Consider the following 21,419-nt stretch of genomic DNA (forward strand, 5'->3'; position numbering starts at 1 on the left):
AATTTATGGCCATTATATCTATGATAGTAACAGGTTGCCGATTAAATAATTAACCATATCTTCAGGCAATGCATATCACGTTCGGTTTCTTGTGCTTGCAAATTTATCTAGTGTTGCAATGATTTGGATAAGGATTAAGCCGCTGGGAATAATGCTAAGTTCTTTGGGTTAACTTAATTCTAGTTTTTGTGAATTTACGTAAAAGGTTGTGCGCCATGCCAGTGCTAAAAACTCTGACCAAATTATTGTTATATCAGAAACCCCAATCTCCATCATATGATTACGAATCTGGAATTGAGGATAGATTCGATAGCTCCGATTCTAAAAAGATTAATAACCGGGAAAAAGATAAGTCGGAAGAACAAAAGGGAACAGAAGACAAAACGAGTGGTGCTGACGAAAAAATAGATGCGGTTGCTTCTAATAATTTAAGGGAAAAACTGCTGGAGGCAGGTAATCAGCCGGATAAAGAAGGAATAAAAGCCGGCGGCAGGCGATCTTTAAGAAAAAGGAAAAAGCCTCGCAATAATAAGCCCGTGCAGGAAAAATATGCCGGGAAGGTAGCAGTTAACCAGAGCATTGATGAGATCTTACATAAAAAAGTAAAACTTTCTTATGACCTGAAAGAAAATAGGCTGGTGCTGGAAAAAATTTTTCGGGTGCCTGATAATAAAGACGCTGTTCTTCGCAGTTTTTCTATTGGCACAAAACCGCCTACCCAGGCTCTGCTAATATTTATTGATGGGATTACTAATTCTCAGGTGCAAAACACGGCGGTCCTGCAGCCCTTGATGCTCCTTTCCGGCCTGCGGGACATTCCCCTGGATAAGATACAGGATGCCGGCAGTGAAAAGCGGACTATATATAAAGACTTTTTTGACCGGGTCAAGCAAGCCATTCTGCCCAACAATCAGGTTTCTGAAGCAGATACTTTTAATAGGATTGTGGAAGATATTCTTTCTGGAAACAGCGTTCTATTAATTGACGGCTATAACCAGGCCTTAATGCTGGAGACCAAGGGCTGGCAATACCGCAATGTGAGCACGCCTCAGGTGGAGGCAGTTATCAACGGTCCCCAGGAAGGCTTCACCGAAATGCTGCGGGTAAATACCTCATTAATTCGAAAAATAATACAAAAGCCTGCTTTGATTACAGAGTTTATCCAGGTGGGAAGTTCCTCACCCACGCAGGTTGCTATTATGTACATGGACAACATAGTCAACCCTGACATAATAAAGGAAGTAAAGAGGCGGCTATCCTCTATAAAAGGGGATTACTTGCAGCAAACCGGCCTGGTGGAGCAGATGATTGAAGACGCGCCGTTCTATCCGGCGCCCCAGGTGCTATCCACCGAGCGGCCCGACCGGGTGGCAGCGAATTTAGAAGAAGGGAAAATCGCTATATTAGTAGGCAGCAATCCCTTTGTCATGGTGGTGCCTTGTACCTTTTTTGATTTGATGCAATCTCCGGAAGACGCTTATGTGCGGTGGCCATTCGGCTCTTTCGCCAGGCTTATCCGCTATTTCGGGTTATTTGTAGCCCTGCTCTTACCCGCGCACTACGTGGCTATTGTAGCCTATCACCAGGAATTTATACCGACCGACCTCTTATTGGCCATTGCAGGTTCCCGGGAAAGAGTACCTTTTCCGTCTATTGTAGAGATATTGATTATGGAGACCTCCTTTGAGCTGATCAGGGAAGCGGGGGTCCGGGTTCCGGGCACCGTAGGCACCACCTTGGGTATAGTAGGTGCACTGATATTGGGTCAGGCCGCGGTAGCCGCCAACATAGTAAGTCCCATCTTAATTATCGTTGTTGCCGTTACGGCACTTGGATCCTTTGCTATACCAAATTACTCATTCTCCCTGTCCATCAGGGTATTGCGGTTCGTCTACATAATTTTAGCCTCCCTGTTCGGCCTTTTGGGTATCTTAATCGGTGTTTTTATTCACGTTGGCCTGATGGTTAACTTAAAGTCCTTCGGAGTGCCTTTTATGGCCCCGGCAGCCCCGGTGACCAACAAAGGCCGGGATTATTGGATGCGGGGCATGATCTGGCAGCAGCAAAAAAGGCCGGATTACTTAGATCCGTTAAAACCAAAGCGCCAGCCCCAAATCAGTCGCCGGTGGTTGTACCCTGACGACGGAGGGGGCGGGGAAAAGCAATGAGCTTAAATAAGCCCGTTGTCGGTATATCGGAAGCTATTTCCATACTTTTTATTTATATATCGGCCAAGACTTTTATATTTTACGGCCCACCTTTAATTGAAGCAGGTATGAACGCCGCCTGGATGATCCCTCTAATACAGATTGCCATTGGGCTGGGCGGTGTATGGCTCCTGGCGGCTTTACTGGCTAAGTCTTCCGGGCGGGATCTGGTGCAAATAGGGGAAGAGCTTACCGGCCCCTACATCAATACCTTATTCTCCTTTTATTACCTTATAGTAATTATCTTTGTGGCTGCTATTGCCCTGCGCGGCACCAGTGAGCGGGTGGTGGCCGGTTTCTTGCCCGATACTCCCATCAGTCTGGTAGTAATATCTTTTGTAATGGGCTCCATGATCGTAAGTTACCTGGGGTTGGAAGCTATCGTCCGTACCGCCAGGTTTTTAGTAGGCATTCTAGTGCTAAGTATGATTTTGTTGTATGTGCTAACCTCCCCTTTTTGGGATCTTGTTTCTATTTATCCGCTGCTGGGTGCAGGCTCCCATGAAATCATAAAAGCTGCTTTAATGAATACGGGTGATTTTGTGGAGATTCTGCTTTTAGGGATTATTTACCCCTTTATACCGCAAGACAAGGTGCGAGCTATCGGCATCTGGGGCGTATTGATAGCCGGTACTTTTATGTTTTTGATAGTACTGGTGACCATTCTTGTATTTACTTATCCTACCGCTTCGGAATTAACACTGCCTTCTTTTGAACTGGCCCGGATCATTAATATTGGCCGATTCGGACAACGCATGGAAGTGGTCTTTCTGCCGATATGGGTGTTTGCAAATTTAATTTTGTTGTCTATATCTTTCTACGCCGGGGCAAAGATATTGGCTCGCATGTGTAAACTAAAAGACTACCGCCCCTTTGTGTTTTCGGCAACCGTACTTTCGGTAGTAGCGGCTTTTGTAACTCAAAATGTAGCCCAGTTGGCACAAATGGATCAATACTTCAGCTTGTGTAGCTTTGGGGCTTTAATTGCTATACTTTTAACTTTATATATGGCCGCATGGTTTAAAACAAAGGGAGGTGGTCAGGGTGAAAAAGGCGCTTAGCCTGGCTTTGCTGCTGCTGCTGGGCTTAATATTGCCCGGTTGTTATGACTACTCCGAGCCTGATGAAAGAGCTTGGGTGCTGGCTATGGGCTTGGATAAAGGGCGCCAAAACGTACTTACCGTTACTGTCGTGATTGCCGTACCCAAGAATATAGTCGGGGGCAGCGGCGGTGAGCCGACAGGTGGAGGCGGCTTTTACACCGTTTCCCTGGAAGCGCCCACTCTGCTCAGCTCTCTGGAACTGCTAAATGCCATGGTGGATAGGCGGGCGGACCTTTCACATACCAAGTGGTTTGTATTTTCCCGTGAGCTGGCCGAAGAGAGTATTGCACCGTACTTTGGCCCTATAACCCGTTTTTACCAGTTTCGCCGCTCTTCACACGTAGTAATTTGCGAGGGGCGGGCCGAAGATTTTTTGGCTAAAGGGACACCTAAATTGGAAGATAATGTGGGCAAGTATTACGAACTGCTGCAGCGAGGTTGGCGAAACACTGAGTTTATCCCCTTTGACACTTTTCACGAATTTTATATAAAGTCTAAAGAACCGGGAGTTGCTTCGGTGGCCTTACTGGCTTCCTTGGACCGCGAAACGTCTGTTTTCCCCGACAATTCTTTCAAGCCTAAGGGTAATTACCAGGCCGGCAGGATCCCCCGCGAAGGAGGAGATAAAATTGAGGTTATGGGCGGCGCTGTTTTTAAAGAGGGCAGAATGATCGACACCCTGGATGGAGATGAGGTGGGAATGCAAAAACTTTTTGAGGGTACCCTTAGCTTTAGCATAATGGATGTACTTGATCCCAAAGAACCGGACAGGTTTTTAATTATAGAAGTTAGGCCCAGGCAAAAACCGAAAATAGATGTGCGGATTGTGGACGGATATCCCCAAATAACGGCTGATGTTAAGCTGGAAGGGGAAATTTTAAGCATTCAGAGCGGCTATAACTATGAAAAACCTGATAATTTACCTGTTTTGGAAGAGGCTGTGGAGAAACACGTTCGGGAAGATCTTGAAAAAACAATAGCTAAAAGTCAGAAACTGGGCGCTGACTTCCTGGGGTTTGGATTGCATGCCAAAAAACTGTTTTGGACCTGGTCCCAGTGGGAAGCTTATAAGTGGGATGAAAAGTATGCCGGGGCAAATATTGCGGTAAATGTTGATTTCAAGATAAGACGCATCGGCCTTGTGCGCAAGATGACGCCGCTGGAATAAGGGAGATATGAAAATGGTTTATGCGTTAATAATTCTGGTGGTTGCCGCCACATCTTTGCATGTGGCCAGTTATGGTTGGTATGCCCTTAAGGAAGAAAGAAACTTGCGCGGCGCAGTTGGTGCGTTAATTATCGCCGGTGTCACTTTCGCGGCGCCGGTGCTGCTGATGATTTATTATGCTTTTTTGTAAGGTGAGATGTGGCATATGCCGGCAAAGGTTTATCCCAGCGACATTTGCGGGTCGGTTTACCCGACAGCAATTTTAATAAATTATTAATATACTTTTTATATTTAATTAAACCTGTTATTATATAATATATAAAACCTTAAGAAGGAGCTTCTAAAGTTATGAATTTACCTTTCTTTAAGCAATATAACGACCGGGATATGATTAATTTATTACAGGCTATGACCAAATCCGTTGCCTATTCCATGTTTTCCAATGCCTATACCGAATTAACCGCCTATAAAACAGAAAACCGCGTTAAAAATATCAGCGGCGAGCTGGACGCACTGTCGGCGGCGGTTCAGCAGATGTCCGCCTCCATTGAGGAAATAACGGCTTCCGCTCAGTATGCCAGCGGTGTACAGCATGAAGTTGAAAACGTGGTGGATACCGGCAAGGCGGTGCTGGGCGGTGCTTTGCGGGAGCTTGAACGCGCCAATGATAATATTGCTGAACTGGTCGGAGTTATTAAAGAGCTGGGCACTCGGGTAAACCGAATTGATGAAACAGTGGAAGTAATCAATGAAATTACTTCGCAGACCCATTTGCTTGCTTTAAACGCCTCTATTGAAGCTGCGCGGGCCGGTGAGGCCGGCCGAGGTTTTGCCGTGGTGGCGGGTGAGATACGTAAACTGGCGGAACAGACCAAGCAGTCCGCCGGTCATATTAAAGAAAACGTTTCTTTGGTGACGGAGGGTATGGACGTTACTCTGAAGGCGCTGGACAACAGCGTAAAAGCCGTTCAAAGCGGTATCCAATCAGCTATGGAGCTGGCTTCACCTTTTGACCGTATTGAGGAGAGCGTAAGATCAATGACTGAAATACTTGGCCAATTAAGCAGTGCTACCGATGAACAAAGCTCGGCAACCCAGGAAATTGCCGCGGAAACAGAAACCATTGCTGAAAACACTAAGTTTGCCGATGAAGTAGCCGCCGATGCCAGGGAACATGGTGAGCTGTCTTTACGGGTTACGGGTGATGTGTGGCAGTTCCTTGAGCGCCGTAAAGATTTTCAGGATATTGGATTGGCGGCCTTTTTGGCGGAACGAATTATTGACCATGCCGTTTGGATTGGGCGGGTGGTTAAAACCATCAGGGGTGAAAACGCCGCAGATGAGGTACTGGCTGATCATCATAACTGTCTTTTAGGCCAATGGTATTACGGTGAGGGTCGGGAAATCATCAAAAAATACAGCGATGCGTTGCAGCGCGCCTTTGTCGCTATTGAAGAGCCTCATCGACAGGTGCACCAGTATGGTATTGCGGCGGTTAAGTATCATCATGCAGGCAACAGTGATGAAGCATTTCGCCAGGTTGTCAATTTTACTACGGCCTCAAAACATATAATTAATATTTTTATGCAAATGATGGATGAACTTACTTCCGCTCGGGCGGCTTAATAAAGTTTCACAACTAAAATAGTGATCCAAAATAAAATACCTATGTGCGGAAGACCGGGCCGATGCCCGGTTTTTTGATGTAGTCGCCTGTTGTCTTAGAATACATAAACTTTTTAGAGGTTTTTTTATCTTTTTTGCGAATTAATTTATAGTCATTTTCTATCATTAACTCGCTAATTGCTTAAGGCGGGAGCCCAAAGTTTTCGCTAAGGGTCAACCGCCAACTAACCGGAGGTTTTTATGCATGCCTTTTACTTTCATAAATATCTCCAGGCAATTATCATTTCTTGTTTGATAATGGTATATGTGCTGGCGGGGAGAGTCTACCTGGTTCTGGAACCCGGCATCTTTCTAACCATTCACCAGGTTCTTGAATTTGCCAGTATCGTGGTAGCCATGCTGGTATGTATTCTTTGCTGGTATGATTTTCGGAACAGTTCGCGACGTAAAATGCTGGTTTTAGCATTAACTTTTTTGCTAATCGGGCTGTTTGATTTTGTGCATACTTTGTCCTATCTTGGTATGCCGGATTTTATTACTCCCAATACGGCCAATAAGGCTTCAACCTGCTGGGTTATCGCCCGCCTGGTACAGGGCCTGGGCCTTTTGGCGGCTGTTTTTTGGCGTGACCGGTTAGTCCGTATAGCCCGGCCGGTGACAGCTATTTTACTGTGTTTCTTTATCGCCGGGTTGATAATTTGGGCGGTGGCAACCGAGTTGGCCCATTTGCCCATCATGTATGACCCGGTGCATATGAGGCAGACGCACCTTAAAATGGTATCTGAGTGTTTTATTATTCTTTTATACCTTTTGGCGGCAGTGAAAATATACATTAATAAGTCCGGTGATATAAGGGATGTGTATCTCTTTTATGCGCTGGTTGTAGGTATTTTTGGTGAGCTGGCCTTTGCTGCCTACAGTGTAGTTTACGACTCGTATAATTTTTTAGGACATATTCTTAAATTAATGTCTTTTAGCTTGATATTAAAAGGCCTTTTTGAAGAAGCGATTGTTGAGCTGTATAAAACCAATGCCGTATTGGCTCAACAGCGCGGTGAACTGACCGAAGCCAACCGGTTGTTGAAAGAGTCCGATCAGCTAAAAGATAATTTTCTGGCTAACACTAATCACGAGCTGCGCTCCCCGCTAACCGCCATTATAGCTTTTACTGAACTTTTGTTGGACAAGGAGACAGGACCATTAAATCCGCTGCAAAAAGATTATATAAATGAAATAAGTGACAGCGGCAGCGATTTGCTGAACAGGGTGAATGAGATAGGGGATTTATCCCGGATCAAGGCCGGAAAAATGCTCTTAAATATGGAAAAGACAAGCATAAAAGAAGTAGTTATGAATACAGCGCGGCGTTTAAAACCCCAATTTGAAAATAAGGGTATTGATTTAAAGATTAATATAGCGGCTGACTTACCGGCTGTATATGCTGATAAGGGGAGATTGGGACAGATATTGGCCAATTTACTTGGTAATGCCATTAAGTTTACCCCTCCTGGCGGTTGGGTTGGGGTCGATGTCGCTGAAGAGCGGGAGGATAATAAAATTAAAGTAACCGTTGCTGACAATGGCATTGGAATTAATCCCGGGGAGCAGGCCGCTGTTTTTAAAATGTTTTACCAGGTGGATGGAACCAGCTCACGCAAGTACGGTGGTACCGGCATAGGTCTGACGTTGGTAAAAAATCTGGTAGAGATGCATGGGGGAACTATGAGCTTGCAAAGCAGAGATGGCGGAGGAAGTGTGTTTGCCTTCAATATACCGGTATATGGGAGGTGAAAATAATGTCTTATAAAATAATGGCCGTGGATGATGACCCCAAGGTTTTAAAAATATTAAGACACTCCCTGACCAGGGAAGGGTTCGAGGTTATTTGTTTTGCAAACGGTTCGGAAGCACTGCGGGAGGCCAGAGAAAACCAACCTGATCTGGTAGTGCTGGATTTGATGCTGCCGGGAATGGATGGTTTTGAAACCCTGCAGAAATTAAAGGAAATTACCGATGTGCCGGTGATTATATTATCTGCCCGAAGTGATGAGGTGGACCGGGTGGTGGGCTTTCGAATGGGGGTGGATGATTATCAGGTCAAACCTTTCAGTCCCATGGAATTGGCGCTGCGTATCAAGGCGGTGCTGAGGCGCAGTGCCGCGGCTGTTAAGCATAATGAAAAGGTGCTAAAGTATAATGAACTGGTTATAGATTATAATAAAAGATTAGTACAAAATAGCGACCGGTTCATAAGTTTAACCCCCAAGGAGTTTGAGTTGCTGTGGCTGATGGCTTCCCACCCCAACCAGGTGTTTACCAAGCCGCACCTGCTTAAATGTGTTTGGGACAGTACGTACACAGGGGACGATAACACTGTTAACGTGCATATTCGCAGGTTGCGGGAAAAAATAGAAGATGATCCTTCCGAACCTGCGTATATCAAGACTGTGTGGGGCACAGGGTATAAATTCAGCGGCTGAACATGTTATTCGTATCCGCCGTTAGCGCTCTCGGGGTGATTGTAATAAAAGTGTAATGTTTTATTAAATTTTGCTTAATTATTTTTTAATATTGTGGTGGAAATGGCCTTGGGGGAAAATAAATTGATAAATGACAAACGAGTCGGCCCCGAAAGCAGTACACTGTCCGCAGAGCAATTGGAACATCACTATAATGCCTACTTTAATGTCCACCGGTTCAGGCTGCGGGAAATCAGGGCCCGGTTGTTAAAGGCGGATACATCCTATACCGATTTGACTTTTAGCTTGCTGCGGGCGCTAAAAAAAGAAGAGGCATGGGCTATGAATTCGGTTGTACTCCATAATAATTATTTTGAATCTCTGGGCTTGGGACAGAATAAGCCATCTTCGGGGCTCATCAATATGCTTATTAGAGACTTCGGCTCCGTGGAGGAATGGTTGGAGCAATTCATGGCGTTGGGCTTGGGCTCCCGTGGGTGGGTAGTCCTGGGCTTGGATCTGTGTGAAGGAAAGTTGGCAAACTATATTGCGGATGATCATTCGGAAGGTATTTGGCTGGTGTTCCCACTACTGGTGTTGGATGTATTTGAACACGCCTACCAAATGGATTATAAGTCGGCTAAAAATAAATATATAAAAAGGTTTATCGATAATGTTGATTGGCGGAGTGTTAATTTTAATTTAGAAACAGCCGGAGAGATATATAAGATAATTACCGCTCGGAAAGGTATAATGGTAAGCGAGTGATAAATAGGTTGCTTGAAAAAACACAAAATCCACGGCCTTATTGGTTGTGGATTTCTTTTATTTTACTTTACTTTTTTATTGATTTTATATAAAATAAGTATCACGGCCAAATTGCCATGAAATAAACATACCTCAACATAATCCTATCACACAATTATAAGTTTGTCAAGTTCTTGCCGGAAAACTATTGGACAATAAGCCTATTAATATACAGCCGGCCATCAAAAAACCTTTTTGTTGACTTTTACTTAAAAGCATAGTTGTGAAGCCTAAAACATTGAAAAGCGAGGAATCAGCATGTACGCTTTAAGGCCCCGGGTACCCTTTGCATACTCTAACAAACGTGATTTTTCGGTCAAGCTCACCGAGTGGATCGGGCAGGTGTTCTATGATATTTTGCCGGAGCACGGCTATGAGATACGTGAGGAACAAATTTATACGGCTTTTCAACTTGCGGAAGCGGTGTGTAAAAGTAAGGTGCATTTCGCCGAGGCAGGGCTGGGTACTGGTAAAACCTTTGCTTATTTACTAACCGCTGTCGCTTATGCCCGGCATAAGGGGAAGCCCGTCTTAATCGCCTGTGCTTCCACGGAGCTTCAGGAACAGCTAGCCGGGCGTAAAGGGGATATTGAGAAACTGTCACAGCTGCTATGTCTGGATATTGACGTTCGCATAGCCAAAGACCCGCGTCAGTATATTTGTGACGTTAAAGTCAATCGGTTTCATAACTCGTTTTGTGAACAGCCGAGTTCTGAGCTTAGCGGCTTATTGCGCTGGGCGGGGAAGACTGAGCGGGGTGAGCGCACGGAGGTACCCAGCGTGCCGGACAGGGTGTGGTCACAAGTTGCCTGGGATGAGGCTATGTCCTGCGAAACATGCCCGGCACGCGGTTTTTGCAAGCTGGTCAAAGCAAGAAACCATTACCGGTCGGCTCTGGACCTGATCGTTTGCGATCACGCCATCTTCTTTGACGATCTTTGGACGAGGGAGGAGCGAATTGCTGACGGTAAACTGCCCCTCCTGCCTGAATATTCAGCGGTTATCTTTGATGAAGGGCATAAGGTGATGCATTCAGCGGCTTTAAGGGCGGGCCGGCAGGTGGTCAAGGAGAACATTGACAGTATGCTCTTATCTATTGAACAAATTCAGGGAGCCAGAACATCTCTTATATCTGTTGCCTTTGCAATGGATAAAGCTAATTCGTGGTTTTTTAAGCTATTATACCGTTCGGCAGCTGGAAGTGAACAAACAGACCGGCTGACCGTGCGAATAAGTGCTGAACTGCTTAAAGCGGCGGATACACTGCGGCGTGCTCTTAATACCTTACACTTTGAATTGCAAAACGAGCAGGAGCTCCACCTCCAATCTCTTACAAATACACAGATACAAGCATATGAGGCTGAAGTGGAGCAAGCGGTGGCGGCTTTAGACCGGTTTGTGCGAAGTAAGGGTGAAGATGTCATTGTTTGGGCCGACCGGGGAGACCGCAATTTTTGGGTGGTGCCCCGGGATCTTGGCGGCATGTTAAACAAACACCTATTTGCCGGGAATCTCCCCGTAGTGTTTTCTTCCGCGACTTTGAGTAGCGCAGGAGATTTTAGCTATTTTGCGCGTATCCTTGGTTTAGAGGAGTTCTCAAGCTCATCCGCGGATAGTCCTTTTGATTATGAGAAACAGGTCGTAGTTTATCTGCCCCGGCGTTTGACTAACGGAGACCGGGAAAGCTGGTTTGTTAAGGCTTTGAGGCGGCTGGTTTCTTTATTGCGGCTTGTTCGGGGAAGGGCGCTGGTGCTGACCAATACGCCGTCCGAAGTGAGGAAAATTCGCATGGGGCTCAAAGATTTTCGTTTACCTTTTGAGTTTCTATGGGAGGATAGTGCGGAACGGGGCTACCTGGTTCAAAGATTCCGGGAAGAAATCTCGTCTGTTCTTGTTGGTTCCGGGTTTTGGGAGGGGATTGACGTGCCCGGTGAGGCACTATCCCTTCTTGTAATTTGGCGGCTGCCTTTTCCGCTGCTTGACCCGCTAATTGAAGCGCGCAGGCGCGAGGCCCGGGAAGGAGGGCTGGATCCGATAACTGCGGTGGATTATCCTGAAATGGGTTTGCGATTAAAACAGGGGTGTGGCAGGCTTATACGAAAGCGTGAGGACCGGGGTGCGATAGCCATTTTAGAACCGGTATTGGGCGCGTCGTGGGAGTGGACCGCATTGGGGGCTTTACCGGCGGGAGCTAAAATTGTTCGAAACATAGATGCTTTTTCTAACCTTTGGCCCCGCTCAACAATTAAGCATATACATTACCGATAATTTTAGCTATTGGGGGGCAATATATAAACAAAAGCAGGGGGTGATGCTCATTAGTTTTAGCATGCAAAAACAGGTAACAATAAGTGCTGGTAAATTTAACCAATTCATTTCGTGTCCGGTGCGGTTTTCCACCAGATACGCAGTATCGGAAGTACTTACCGGATATTAAACACTGTCTCCAAGGGTATCTTAAATTCGTAGTAAATAATTTTAATGGGAGGTACGCCGGATGACAGTGGGAGCACAAGTTAAACAAACTTTAGCGGGCTTAAAAAGTGTCCAGGCCAGCTTGGAAACCTTTGCTATGCAAACTCAGAACCAACAGGCTAAAGATCTATATACCAATGCGGCTCAGCAGACTCAAGCCGTTGTGGATAGTCTGGAGCCCAGGATTAACGAGATCGAACAGCAAGAGCCCCAGTATAAAGGGTTTTAGTAGACGTACATTATAACGGTCCAACATAATTAGTTTTGGCGAGTACATTTAAAACCTGCCGTAAAAACTAACTTAAAGTCTTAACCGGATCAAACGATCCGGTTTTTACATCCGGGTATATTAATAGATATTAATATACAAAATAAGTTGCAGGGAAGGTGATTATGATGACGGTCAGCGGCCAGGTTAAACAAACCATAGCCAGTTTAAAGGGCACTAAAGCCACATTGCAAGCTTTCGCCGCCGTTGAGGCAAATATTCAGTCCAGGCAAACTTTTGAACGAAATATAGCACGTTTGCAAGGTGTTATCCAGGATATGAATAAGCGAGTGAGCGTTCTTGAATTTGAAGAACCTCAATATAAAGGTTTCTAGGAGTTATAGCTATTAGCGCGATATCCTGTCGTTAGCGTTGAGCATAAAATACTTAAATCATACAAGGGGTCAATCAGCATGGTCGAATGGTTGGAAGTTCTGCTGCGCTCCGCGGGTCTATTTGTGGGGGTATTAATACTGGCTCGTTTAATCGGCAAGAGGCAAACATCCCGGCTGACATTTTTCGATTTGGTTACCGCTATGGTCATCGGGGCAATTACCGCCTCTATATCTCTGAACTTGATGACAAATCTGACGCATGGTCTGATAGCCCTGGCAGTTTGGTCGGTGCTTCCGGCGCTTATTTATTTACTGGCAATTAAATATAAAACGATTAGGGATATCATACAAGGCAAAGAAACGATACTGATCAATCACGGCAAAGTGCTGGAAGATAAGTTAATGGAAGCCCGCTATACACCCGAGGATTTACTAAGCCAGCTAAGGAAGAAGAATGCCTTTAAAGTGGCTGACGTAGAATTTGCCGTTTTGGAACCAACCGGCGAGGTCAGCGTGCTGCTGAAGAAAGATCAGCAGCCTATTACCCCGAAAATCGCGGGCTTTAATGCGGGCCCGGAAAGTGTGCCGCAAACCGTAATTATGGATGGCATTATCATGGATGAGCCTCTTACTGCGTTGGGACTAAACAGAAACTGGCTGCATACTGAGCTGGAAAAAGCGGGCGTGGCCCCGGAAAATGTATTCATCGGGCAGGTGGACTCCGTCGGCCAGTTATACTTGGATCTGTTTGACGATGCTATTCTGTTGCCCAAGCCTAAAACGAAAGAACTTGCTTGGGCAACGCTCAAGAAGTGCCAGGCGGACTGTGAGCTGTATGCATTGGCTACCAGGCACCAGGCGGCCGGGGAGATGTACGGCAAATCCGCCTCGGTGCTGACGGATGCGGTTAATGAGTTGGAGCCGCTGCTGAAAAGGTAGTGTGGATAGGGAGTGCATAAAAACTATGTCTAATAAGAAAAAAAAGAAATTAACTCCGGTACAGCAGGAATATCAAACTTTTGCCAAGGCCAGGGAACCCGGACGGCCGGTTGCCAAGAACATCGTGCGGGCGTTTATTGCAGGCGGTATAATCTGTATCATCGCCCAGGGAATTTCGGATTTTTTTCTGTGGAATTTTGATTTTACGGAAAAAACGGTAGGTAACCCTACCGTGGCGGTGATAATTTTAATATCGGTAATATTAACTTCACTGGGCGTATATGATCATATAGCTCAGTGGGCCGGGGCCGGTTCGGCGGTACCCGTAACGGGTTTTGCCAATTCAATGGCTTCGGCCGCTATTGAACACCGCAGCGAGGGTTTGGTGCTCGGAGTGGGCGGTAAAATGTTTAAATTAGCCGGCTCAGTGATTGTGTTCGGGGTTTTTGCCGCTTTTGTTATTGCCCTGATAAAAACAACATTAGCCATGTTGGGGAGGGGCTAAAAAAATATGCTGCATGGCCACCAAACTTGGATATTTAATAACCAGCCCATCATTATATCTACGGCCACGGTAGGAGGCCCCTTTGAGGCACAAGGGCCGCTGGCGGATGATTTTGATCTTCTGCACGGCGATTTGTGGCTTGGGCAGGACAGTTATGAAAAAGCGCAAAAGAAGATGTTGGAGGAAGCTTGTGCAAAGGCTATTCAGAAAGGCGGCCTGCAAAAACAGGATATTCAATTTTTCCTGGCCGGAGATTTGCTAAACCAAATCATATCCAGCAGTTTTGCCGCCCGGACAATGGCTGCACCTTTTTTAGGGCTTTACGGAGCGTGTTCAAGCTCAATGGAAAGTCTGGCCCTGGGTGCCTTGATAGTTAACAGCAGGGCGGGCGATTATGTGCTGTGCGGCACTGTCAGTCATAATGCGGCGGTGGAAAAGCAATTCCGTTACCCTACTGAATATGGCGCCCAAAAGCCTCCTACCGCCCAGTGGACTGCCACAGCGGCCGGGGTGGCTTTGCTGGCGGCTGCGGGGGAGGGCCCCAAAGTAACTTGTGCTACTATTGGCAGAATAGTGGACATGGGCATAACCGATCCCTATAACATGGGCGGCGCGATGGCCCCGGCTGCAGTGGATACCATTACCGCTCATTTCAGGGATTTGCGCATTGATCCGCGGGAATACGATCTTATTGCCACCGGTGACCTGGGACGGGTGGGGCATGAAATTGCCGGTGATTTATTAAAAAAACACGGTCTTGGTATACCTGCTGATATATTTACAGACTGCGGGCTTTTAATTTACGGGCCGGACCAGCAGTCGGAGGTGCTGGCCGGCGGCAGTGGCTGTGGCTGCTCGGCGGCTGTGGCTTATGGGCATATATTAAACAGAATGAAAAAAGGGGAACTGCGCAAGATATTAATTGTAGCCACCGGCGCTCTCTTATCCCCCTTATCGTACCAGCAGAAGGAAAGCATTCCTTGTATTGCGCATGCCGTGTCCATAGCATCTAACCATTAAGGGAGTGGTTTGTTTTTGGAAACATATTTTTGGGCCTTTGTGGTTGGCGGGCTAATTTGTGTAATCGGCCAGCTGCTCATGGATGTGGGAAAGCTTACCCCGGCCCATACCATAAGCAGTATGGTTGTTGCGGGCGCTGTTTTAGCCGGTTTGGGGCTTTACGAGCCGCTGATTGATTTTGCCGGTGCCGGGGCCACCGTACCCATTACCAGTTTTGGCAATTCACTGGTGCACGGGGCAATGGCCGAGGCCGAGCGGACCGGGCTGGTGGGGATCCTGACGGGTATTTTTGAAGTAACCAGTGCAGGTATATCGGCAGCTATTATTTTTGGTTTTATGGCGGCGTTGCTGGTTAAGCCCAAAGGGTAGGCCGGGGTAAAACGGTTGGTATTTTTGATAATAGTAATGATGTGGATAAGAAGGATGATAAGTATGCATAAACTCGTAAAAGCTGCTGTTTTATCTTTACTATTATGCACCGTGAGCGGTTGCGCCATGCCGGACTCACCCCAAAGAAAGCCGCAGCCGCAGCAAGGACAGGTTAAAGGACAAGTTCAAATTAATCCTGAATTGACGGATCAAGTGAAGGAAGAGGTCCGCACAGCGCGGGGTGTGGAAGAAAGCCTGGCGTTGGTGATGAACGATCAGATAGCCGTAGCCGTTAAAGTTGCCGGATTTGACCGCCTGCGTTTAAAATCTATCAAGCAGGAATTACATGGTAAAGTTAAAAGTATAGCTCCGGAGTATGATGTGCATGTAACCACGGATAAAAAAATTTTTGCGGAGTTGCAAGAACTCATTGGGCAAATAAAAAATGCGCCGCCGGGTAATTTGCCGGTGCGCGTGAAAGATCAATTCAATATTATTATTGAAGATATGAATGGGTGAGAACCCGGACGGCGGCGGGCATTAGATGCTCACGCCGTTGGGGCGGTCAAGGTCTCAAAAGGTTTTGGAATGGTAGTTGGTTTATTTATCAGATAGAGATTTAATCAGCTCGACCATATTTCTGCCCAACTGTCGCGCTGCCTGCATGGTGGCCTCGTCTTCCTCTGCGCTTTTGCGCCAGATTACCTTGCCTTCCTTCACATCCGCAAGCAATGAGCCGGCCACTCCCGCCGACATTATGGCTCCGTTTTTATCCCGGGCATCCACCACATACAGTCCCTGGGCCATTAGGAAAAATTCCATAATGCGCAGAGCCGCTTCCTGGCCTCCGTTGCGCAGTCCGGCGTTGGTGACGGCAGCGCCTGCTTTGCCGGCCAACAAATTCCGGGTCATATGCATGTAGCGGGTACGGTCCATAAAGTTTTTCATTAATGTGGTCACATTGGACCAGTATACCGGTGAGCCCAGCACAATGCCATCGGCGGCCAATAATTTTTCACCGATGCTTGCCATGTCGTCATCTGTAATAGAGCATTGGGTCCGGCCCAAGCATTTGTTACAGGACAGGCAAAGCTTAATGTTGTAATCGGTTAATTCCAGGAGCTCAGTTGCGGCGCCCAGGGCGGCGGCCTCGCCCAGCACTGTTCTCAGCAATGCGGCGGTGTTTTTGCCTTTGCGGTGGCTCCCGTTAATGGCGATAATGTTCATTTAACAAATCCCCCTTGTGTGTTTATTAAGAGTTTTCTGAAAACGTTCAGGTGCAAACTTTTTTACCATTGGCCATAGTTATGTTGTAAGCTTGTTCTAATTAAATTATTATATCATAATAACTGTGTTTATAGGTTATTCAAAAGCAAAAACGCCCCATTAAGGGGCGCTAATTAGGGAATATTAAAAAGGGTAATTAGGAGAAGGGATTATTTACGTTTTTCTTTATATTTTACCCTAAAAACAAACAATTTCAGTCAAATACCTGACAATTTCACAAAAATTAAAAACTTATTACGCTTAAGTGTCCATGGGCGTATAAAGGTTATAAGCTGATAGGCTTTTTGTTTTATAATAGCCATCATCCATGATGTATGCCGGCAGCGCTTAGTTTCAGTTAGCTCATTTTTCCAGCCACACGCTTAGTGGCTTAAATATTATTTCTATATACGTATTAGGATTGGGAATCGGCATATCCAGCGTTTGTGGTATGCTAATAGCCATGCCGATAACCAGCAGCGCGGCGAAGGCGGTTAATTCCCGCCACATTTTTTTGCGTACCAGACCCGGCACTTCAATCCCGATGATGATTAAAAAAGCCACTGCGGCTAATAGGACCATGCCTTATCTCCCCCGGTCATCTTATTCGGAAAAATAATATTCAATCTCTGCCGGAACCGTTTATCCCGGCATGGATGTTATTGTATTATTGCTGACAATGGGATATTTCTCAACCGGCTATTGTTCGGAGATTCTATTGGTCGTCAGGCCGGTGCGCCGTATATAAGTTTTAACTTTTATATTGATGTCGGCGCCGATAAATACTTCGTTCCAGCGATCCTCAAATAACGGCCAGGCATCCTTATATTTTCTGTGAAAAGCCTGTCCAAAGCCAAATATGTCGACTCCGTAATCATATTTAGCCTGTTCAACGGCGGACCGGGCTTTGTCTTCAATACGGTGGGCCGCGTTTTTTTCAATGTTGTTGAAGATATGCGGGTTGGTTAACTTTTCTATAGACTGCTGTTCTAAAAGGGTTCCTTCCATTTGTATTTCTACATCAAACCAAATGTTTGCGCCGTCATAAAAGGGCTCGACCCGTGTACTGCCCCGGGTGATATCAATGGATATCTTTTTATTCGGTTCGGTGGGTGAAGGTAATGTGACCTCACCATCGATTATTTTGTCTTGAAGCCAGAGCAACCCTCTGGTTTCGTGGTAATCCAGCCAGCCCACCAGACGGTCGTCGTTAAATACCGCCGTGCCGGTGAGAGCGACTTCGGCATGAGTTGTGGCGCGTGACTGCCGGGTGTTTGTCTCAGTCAAATTTTCGGGCATACCCGGTCCCTGGGGCGTGCCGGACGGGGTTAATTCTATGCGGGGGAGTACCGGGTTTATACCTTTGTCGGCCAGCATCATGCTCAAATCCTTTAACATCACCGGCACGCCAATCCCGGCTCTGATCATGCGTCCGGCGGACTGGGCCGATGTGCTTTCCAACTCGGAATGGCTGTTTAAAACATCCCGGGCCTCGCCCCTGGCCGCCATGACCCAGATGGTTTCACGCGTGTGAGGCGAGCGGGAGAAAAAATTTATGCTCTTGCGAATACCTTCTCTGGCCAGCTGTTCGCCTAAAATCAATATTACGGTATGGCCCCAATAAATATGGCGGGGAACTTTACTTTCCAGGTATCTGGTGGCATCCAGTACCGATTCACCCTCCTGGGAAACCACCCAGACATTGTTCTGCTGGGCTCCCCCCCCTGACTGTTGGCCGCTCTGGGAGCCGCCAAGGGCACTGGGCCTGGCTATTTGTACCGTGAGCACGATATTGCCTTCCGGAGTACTGTCCAGCCCTGCGGCCAGCACTATGGCCAGCTCATTCAATTCTTTGCGGCTCCAGCATCCCTCCAGAGGTAATATAAGGCTTATTATTATCAGCAGGCAGATGGTTTTTTTAATCAATGCCCGTTCCCTCCCCGTTTTCTAAGCAATGCAATGACCAGCAGGGTCAGCGGTATGCCCAATTCAAAAGTTAACAGTGAGTAAGGCGGCCACACGTAGCCGATAAAATGCGTTACTTCCAGCATATTTTCGGCTACGGCTATGGAAAGGGCGACCAGTATTACTCCCACGGGCAGTACCAGTGGCCGGTAGTCTTTAAGGGCCAGCCATTGGGTGCAGCCCAGTACTATAGCATAATAAAAGACGGAAATTTTTAACAAACCACCGGTTATCCAAATAGCCATGATTAACGGTTCCGGGCGTTCGATGAAATTGGCTATATTAATCACCCGGGCGGTATTTAGCACGGGAAAAGTCATATTGCTGATGGCGGGGCCAAAGGTGGCCACAGTGGCTAATGCCAGCAGCGTAAAAAACAGTCCCACCAGGGATACGGTGGCAACAGCAATGCGCCTGGCTTGTCCGGGTTGTGCCAGAAAGGGGATTAACATGGCAAAGGTGCTTATTTCACCTATCCAGGCCCAGGGAGCGACGCTGCCCTTAAATATTTCCAGCGCACTGGATTCAAGAACCGGCAGGAACCGTTCTATCCTCATCTCCGGCAGGGCCAGCAGAAATATCAATATTACTGATATAATTATTAGCGGCAAAAAAATCTGGTTTACTCTGGCCAGCACTTCCAAGCCTTTTTTTACTGTATAGGCGGCCAGAATCGTTCCTAATATGTTAATAACGATCAGGGGAGTCTCGGGCATGATAGCATCTGCCAGAAAGCTGCTATATTCTCTGATCATTACCGAGCAGATTTGGATAAACCATAGCAAATATAATAAACTAAGCAGCTTACCGGGCCATTTGCCCAGTATATCCTCCGTATATTGCACAATTGTTTTGCTTGGAAATAAAGTACCCAACCTGGCTGTGATCCCGGCAATGGGCAGTGCCAGCAGCATGGCCAGCAGCATGGACAGCCAGGCGTCCTGCCGTGCATGCGCGGCGGCGATAGCTGGGGCGCCAAGCATTGCCGTGGCGATAATCATGGTGATATTTAATAAAACCGCCTGCCCGCCGCTAATTCGGCCTCTTTCCGGCAACTGCCTCACCACCTATTCATTATCCGGCTGCGGAGGACGTGGCTGCATGCCCGGTGCCTCCCGCTGCGGGTTTTTTTGGCCGATCAAATGCGGGCGTTTGTGCATGGCCCACCAGGGTACCCGTATTGCCGAATCCTTTAAATCCTGTGTGATAACAGGACTCAACGGTGCCAGATAGGGAACGCCGAAGGAACGTAAACTGGCCATGTGCACCACCAGGGCAATGATACATCCAATTATGCCGAACAAACCGAATGAGGCGGCCAGGAACATCATGGGAAATCTTAGCAGGCGAAAGCTGATACTGCCGCTGTAGTAAACAGTGAAGGAGGCCATAGCCGTTAAAGCCACAACGATAATGGTGGCTCCGGCCACCAGCCCGGCCTGCACTGCGGCCTGGCCGATAATTAGCGCGGCTACGATGCTCACTGCCTGGCCAACGTCTCTGGGCAATCGGATGCCGGCTTCCCGGATAATTTCAAAGGCCAACTCCATTAACAAAGCTTCCACAAACACCGGGAACGGCACTGCTTCCCGCTGAGCCGCGATACTTAAAAGCAGTGGTGTGGGCAGCATTTCGTGATGAAATGAAATAATGGCTATATAAAGAGAAGGCAGTGTCAGAGCGAGTATCAGGCTGATGATCCGCAGCAGCCGTACTCCGGACATAAAAAATGATTGTTCGTAATAATCTTCCGGAGACTGGATAGCTTCTATGAATAAGTAGGGTGCCACCAACACCATTGGCGTGCCGTCCACCATGATGGCCACACGGCCTTCCAATAAATGAGCGGCCACCCGGTCGGGGCGGTCGGTGTGTGAAAGAGTGGGGAATATAGAATAGGGGTTATCTCGAATCAGCTCCTCTATATAACCCGATTCCAGCACCGCGTCAATTTTAATGCCCGACAGCCTTTTTTTTACCTCCTGTACCAGTCCCTCATTGACAATATTTTTAATGTATATAACCGCTATATCGGTTTTAGTTATTTCCCCCAACTGCAGCATTTCGATTTTCAGGTTCTGATTTTTTATTTTGCGCCTGAGCATGGAAGTGTTGGTGCGAAGTGTTTCTACAAATGATTCCCGGGGGCCTCGCACCACCGTCTCGGTTTTGGAGTCTTCAATGGAGCGGGCCGCCCAGCCCCGGCTGCCGACAATTAGCGCATCAGCATGCCCGTCCACCAGTAACACGCTGTCTCCGGATAAAATAGCGTTAAGGACGTTGTCCAGCTCCGGACTATCCTGAAGCTGATGCGCGCAAAGGCCGTGCATTTTAATGTAGTGCCAGGCGTTGTCCTTGGTAATGGCAGCCCTATCCGTGGCCGCCGGCGCTTCCAGAGACAGGGTCCGCATAATCTGGTTGCTGATTAGATCTTTATCGGCCAAACCGTCAATATAGATTAAAGCAAGTTTTATTTGCTCTTGCCGGGCAAATAAAAATTCCCGAAAAACTACATCAGTACAGTCATGGAAAATTTCTTTCAGGCCGCGTAGATTATCTTCTATATCGCTGCTCAAAGTCCGGCTTTGGGAAGCATGACCGGGGTAGTTGGGGTCCTGGCCGTTGGGGCTGCTTCCGGACTTACCGGGCTTTTGGGCCGGAGCCTTTAAACGGCGGGGTCGCCTGAATTTACTAAAAAAAGCTGCCATATGACAACTCCTTGTATTTGGTTTTATTAGTCTATAGCATTATTTTGTGCGGTAGATGGTTTTTTATGAATTTTGTTTCATAAATTGCCACCTTTGTTTTTGAGGCGAGATCCATCATGTTTTGGCAGAAATAGCAGTGAATGTGCCTATGAATGGTGTGACACATATTTTAAACTTTTCCGGGAAAGATTGTTTTAGG

Annotated in this window: 21 protein-coding genes; 16 read left to right on the forward strand and 5 right to left on the reverse strand. The window is 47.0% G+C overall.

Translation table 11 applies throughout. The annotated features are described in order from the left end of the window. Positions 1–215: 215 nt before the first annotated feature. From ABDB91_RS05675 to ABDB91_RS05750, 16 genes are all read left to right on the forward strand, one after another. Entirely contained in the window at positions 216–2,168 is a 1,953-nt protein-coding gene (locus ABDB91_RS05675) for a spore germination protein (protein ID WP_347490642.1), read from the forward strand. Beyond that, complete coding sequence (locus ABDB91_RS05680) at positions 2,165–3,268, forward strand: GerAB/ArcD/ProY family transporter (protein WP_347490643.1); 1,104 nt, start codon at positions 2,165–2,167, stop codon at positions 3,266–3,268. The genes ABDB91_RS05675 and ABDB91_RS05680 overlap by 4 nt, the downstream gene beginning before the upstream one ends. Then, entirely contained in the window at positions 3,252–4,478 is a 1,227-nt protein-coding gene (locus ABDB91_RS05685; RefSeq protein WP_347490644.1) for a Ger(x)C family spore germination protein, read from the forward strand. Before ABDB91_RS05680 ends, ABDB91_RS05685 begins: the two co-directional genes overlap by 17 nt. 13 nt (positions 4,479–4,491) lie before the next feature. Further along, positions 4,492–4,668: a hypothetical protein gene (locus tag ABDB91_RS05690; protein ID WP_347490645.1), complete on the forward strand. Its 177-nt coding sequence runs from the start codon at positions 4,492–4,494 to the stop codon at positions 4,666–4,668. A 158-nt stretch (positions 4,669–4,826) separates the two neighbouring features. Then, complete coding sequence (locus ABDB91_RS05695) at positions 4,827–6,104, forward strand: methyl-accepting chemotaxis protein (protein WP_347490646.1); 1,278 nt, start codon at positions 4,827–4,829, stop codon at positions 6,102–6,104. A gap of 240 nt (positions 6,105–6,344) precedes the next feature. After that, entirely contained in the window at positions 6,345–7,895 is a 1,551-nt protein-coding gene (locus tag ABDB91_RS05700; RefSeq protein WP_347490647.1) for an MASE3 domain-containing protein, read from the forward strand. A 5-nt stretch (positions 7,896–7,900) separates the two neighbouring features. Beyond that, positions 7,901–8,584, forward strand: a complete 684-nt coding sequence (locus tag ABDB91_RS05705; protein ID WP_347490648.1) for a response regulator transcription factor — start codon at positions 7,901–7,903, stop codon at positions 8,582–8,584. A gap of 123 nt (positions 8,585–8,707) precedes the next feature. Continuing rightward, positions 8,708–9,331: a Fe-Mn family superoxide dismutase gene (locus ABDB91_RS05710; RefSeq protein WP_347490649.1), complete on the forward strand. Its 624-nt coding sequence runs from the start codon at positions 8,708–8,710 to the stop codon at positions 9,329–9,331. 297 nt (positions 9,332–9,628) lie between these two features. Beyond that, positions 9,629–11,638, forward strand: a complete 2,010-nt coding sequence (locus tag ABDB91_RS05715; protein WP_347490650.1) for an ATP-dependent DNA helicase — start codon at positions 9,629–9,631, stop codon at positions 11,636–11,638. 229 nt (positions 11,639–11,867) lie between these two features. Then, a complete protein-coding gene (locus ABDB91_RS05720; protein ID WP_347490651.1) occupies positions 11,868–12,074 on the forward strand; it encodes a DUF1657 domain-containing protein in 207 nt (68 codons plus the stop codon). Between the two features lie 164 nt (positions 12,075–12,238). Continuing rightward, positions 12,239–12,448 carry a DUF1657 domain-containing protein gene (locus ABDB91_RS05725; RefSeq protein ID WP_347490652.1) on the forward strand — a complete coding sequence of 70 codons (210 nt, stop codon included), beginning with the start codon at positions 12,239–12,241 and terminating at the stop codon, positions 12,446–12,448. A 78-nt stretch (positions 12,449–12,526) separates the two neighbouring features. Beyond that, complete coding sequence (locus ABDB91_RS05730) at positions 12,527–13,387, forward strand: DUF421 domain-containing protein (protein WP_347490653.1); 861 nt, start codon at positions 12,527–12,529, stop codon at positions 13,385–13,387. A 25-nt stretch (positions 13,388–13,412) separates the two neighbouring features. Continuing rightward, on the forward strand, positions 13,413–13,892 hold the full coding sequence (spoVAC, locus tag ABDB91_RS05735; protein WP_347490654.1) for a stage V sporulation protein AC: 480 nt from the start codon (positions 13,413–13,415) through the stop codon (positions 13,890–13,892). Positions 13,893–13,898: 6 nt separating this feature from the next. Further along, on the forward strand, positions 13,899–14,912 hold the full coding sequence (gene spoVAD / locus ABDB91_RS05740; RefSeq protein WP_347490655.1) for a stage V sporulation protein AD: 1,014 nt from the start codon (positions 13,899–13,901) through the stop codon (positions 14,910–14,912). Positions 14,913–14,927: 15 nt separating this feature from the next. After that, positions 14,928–15,281 carry a stage V sporulation protein AE gene (gene spoVAE, locus ABDB91_RS05745; RefSeq protein ID WP_347490656.1) on the forward strand — a complete coding sequence of 118 codons (354 nt, stop codon included), beginning with the start codon at positions 14,928–14,930 and terminating at the stop codon, positions 15,279–15,281. A 63-nt stretch (positions 15,282–15,344) separates the two neighbouring features. Beyond that, positions 15,345–15,800, forward strand: a complete 456-nt coding sequence (locus ABDB91_RS05750) for a YhcN/YlaJ family sporulation lipoprotein (protein ID WP_347490657.1) — start codon at positions 15,345–15,347, stop codon at positions 15,798–15,800. 81 nt (positions 15,801–15,881) lie between these two features. On the opposite strand, the gene ABDB91_RS05755 is transcribed toward ABDB91_RS05750, so the two are convergent. From ABDB91_RS05755 to ABDB91_RS05775, 5 genes are all read right to left on the reverse strand, one after another. After that, a complete protein-coding gene (locus ABDB91_RS05755; protein ID WP_347490658.1) occupies positions 15,882–16,508 on the reverse strand; it encodes a flavodoxin family protein in 627 nt (208 codons plus the stop codon). Between the two features lie 402 nt (positions 16,509–16,910). After that, positions 16,911–17,129 (reverse strand): hypothetical protein, encoded by a 219-nt coding sequence (locus tag ABDB91_RS05760; RefSeq protein WP_347490659.1) that lies wholly within the window; start codon positions 17,127–17,129, stop codon positions 16,911–16,913. 117 nt (positions 17,130–17,246) lie between these two features. After that, complete coding sequence (locus tag ABDB91_RS05765) at positions 17,247–18,473, reverse strand: Ger(x)C family spore germination protein (protein ID WP_347490660.1); 1,227 nt, start codon at positions 18,471–18,473, stop codon at positions 17,247–17,249. Then, on the reverse strand, positions 18,470–19,567 hold the full coding sequence (locus ABDB91_RS05770) for an endospore germination permease (RefSeq protein ID WP_347490661.1): 1,098 nt from the start codon (positions 19,565–19,567) through the stop codon (positions 18,470–18,472). Before ABDB91_RS05770 ends, ABDB91_RS05765 begins: the two co-directional genes overlap by 4 nt. A 12-nt stretch (positions 19,568–19,579) precedes the next feature. Next, the gene (locus tag ABDB91_RS05775; RefSeq protein WP_347490662.1) at positions 19,580–21,220 is read right to left on the reverse strand and encodes a spore germination protein; all 1,641 of its coding nucleotides are present in this window, start codon (positions 21,218–21,220) and stop codon (positions 19,580–19,582) included. Positions 21,221–21,419: the final 199 nt, after the last annotated feature.

The sequence above is a fragment of the Desulfoscipio sp. XC116 genome, assembly GCF_039851975.1.
Classification (GTDB): Bacteria; Bacillota; Desulfotomaculia; order Desulfotomaculales; family Desulfallaceae; genus Sporotomaculum.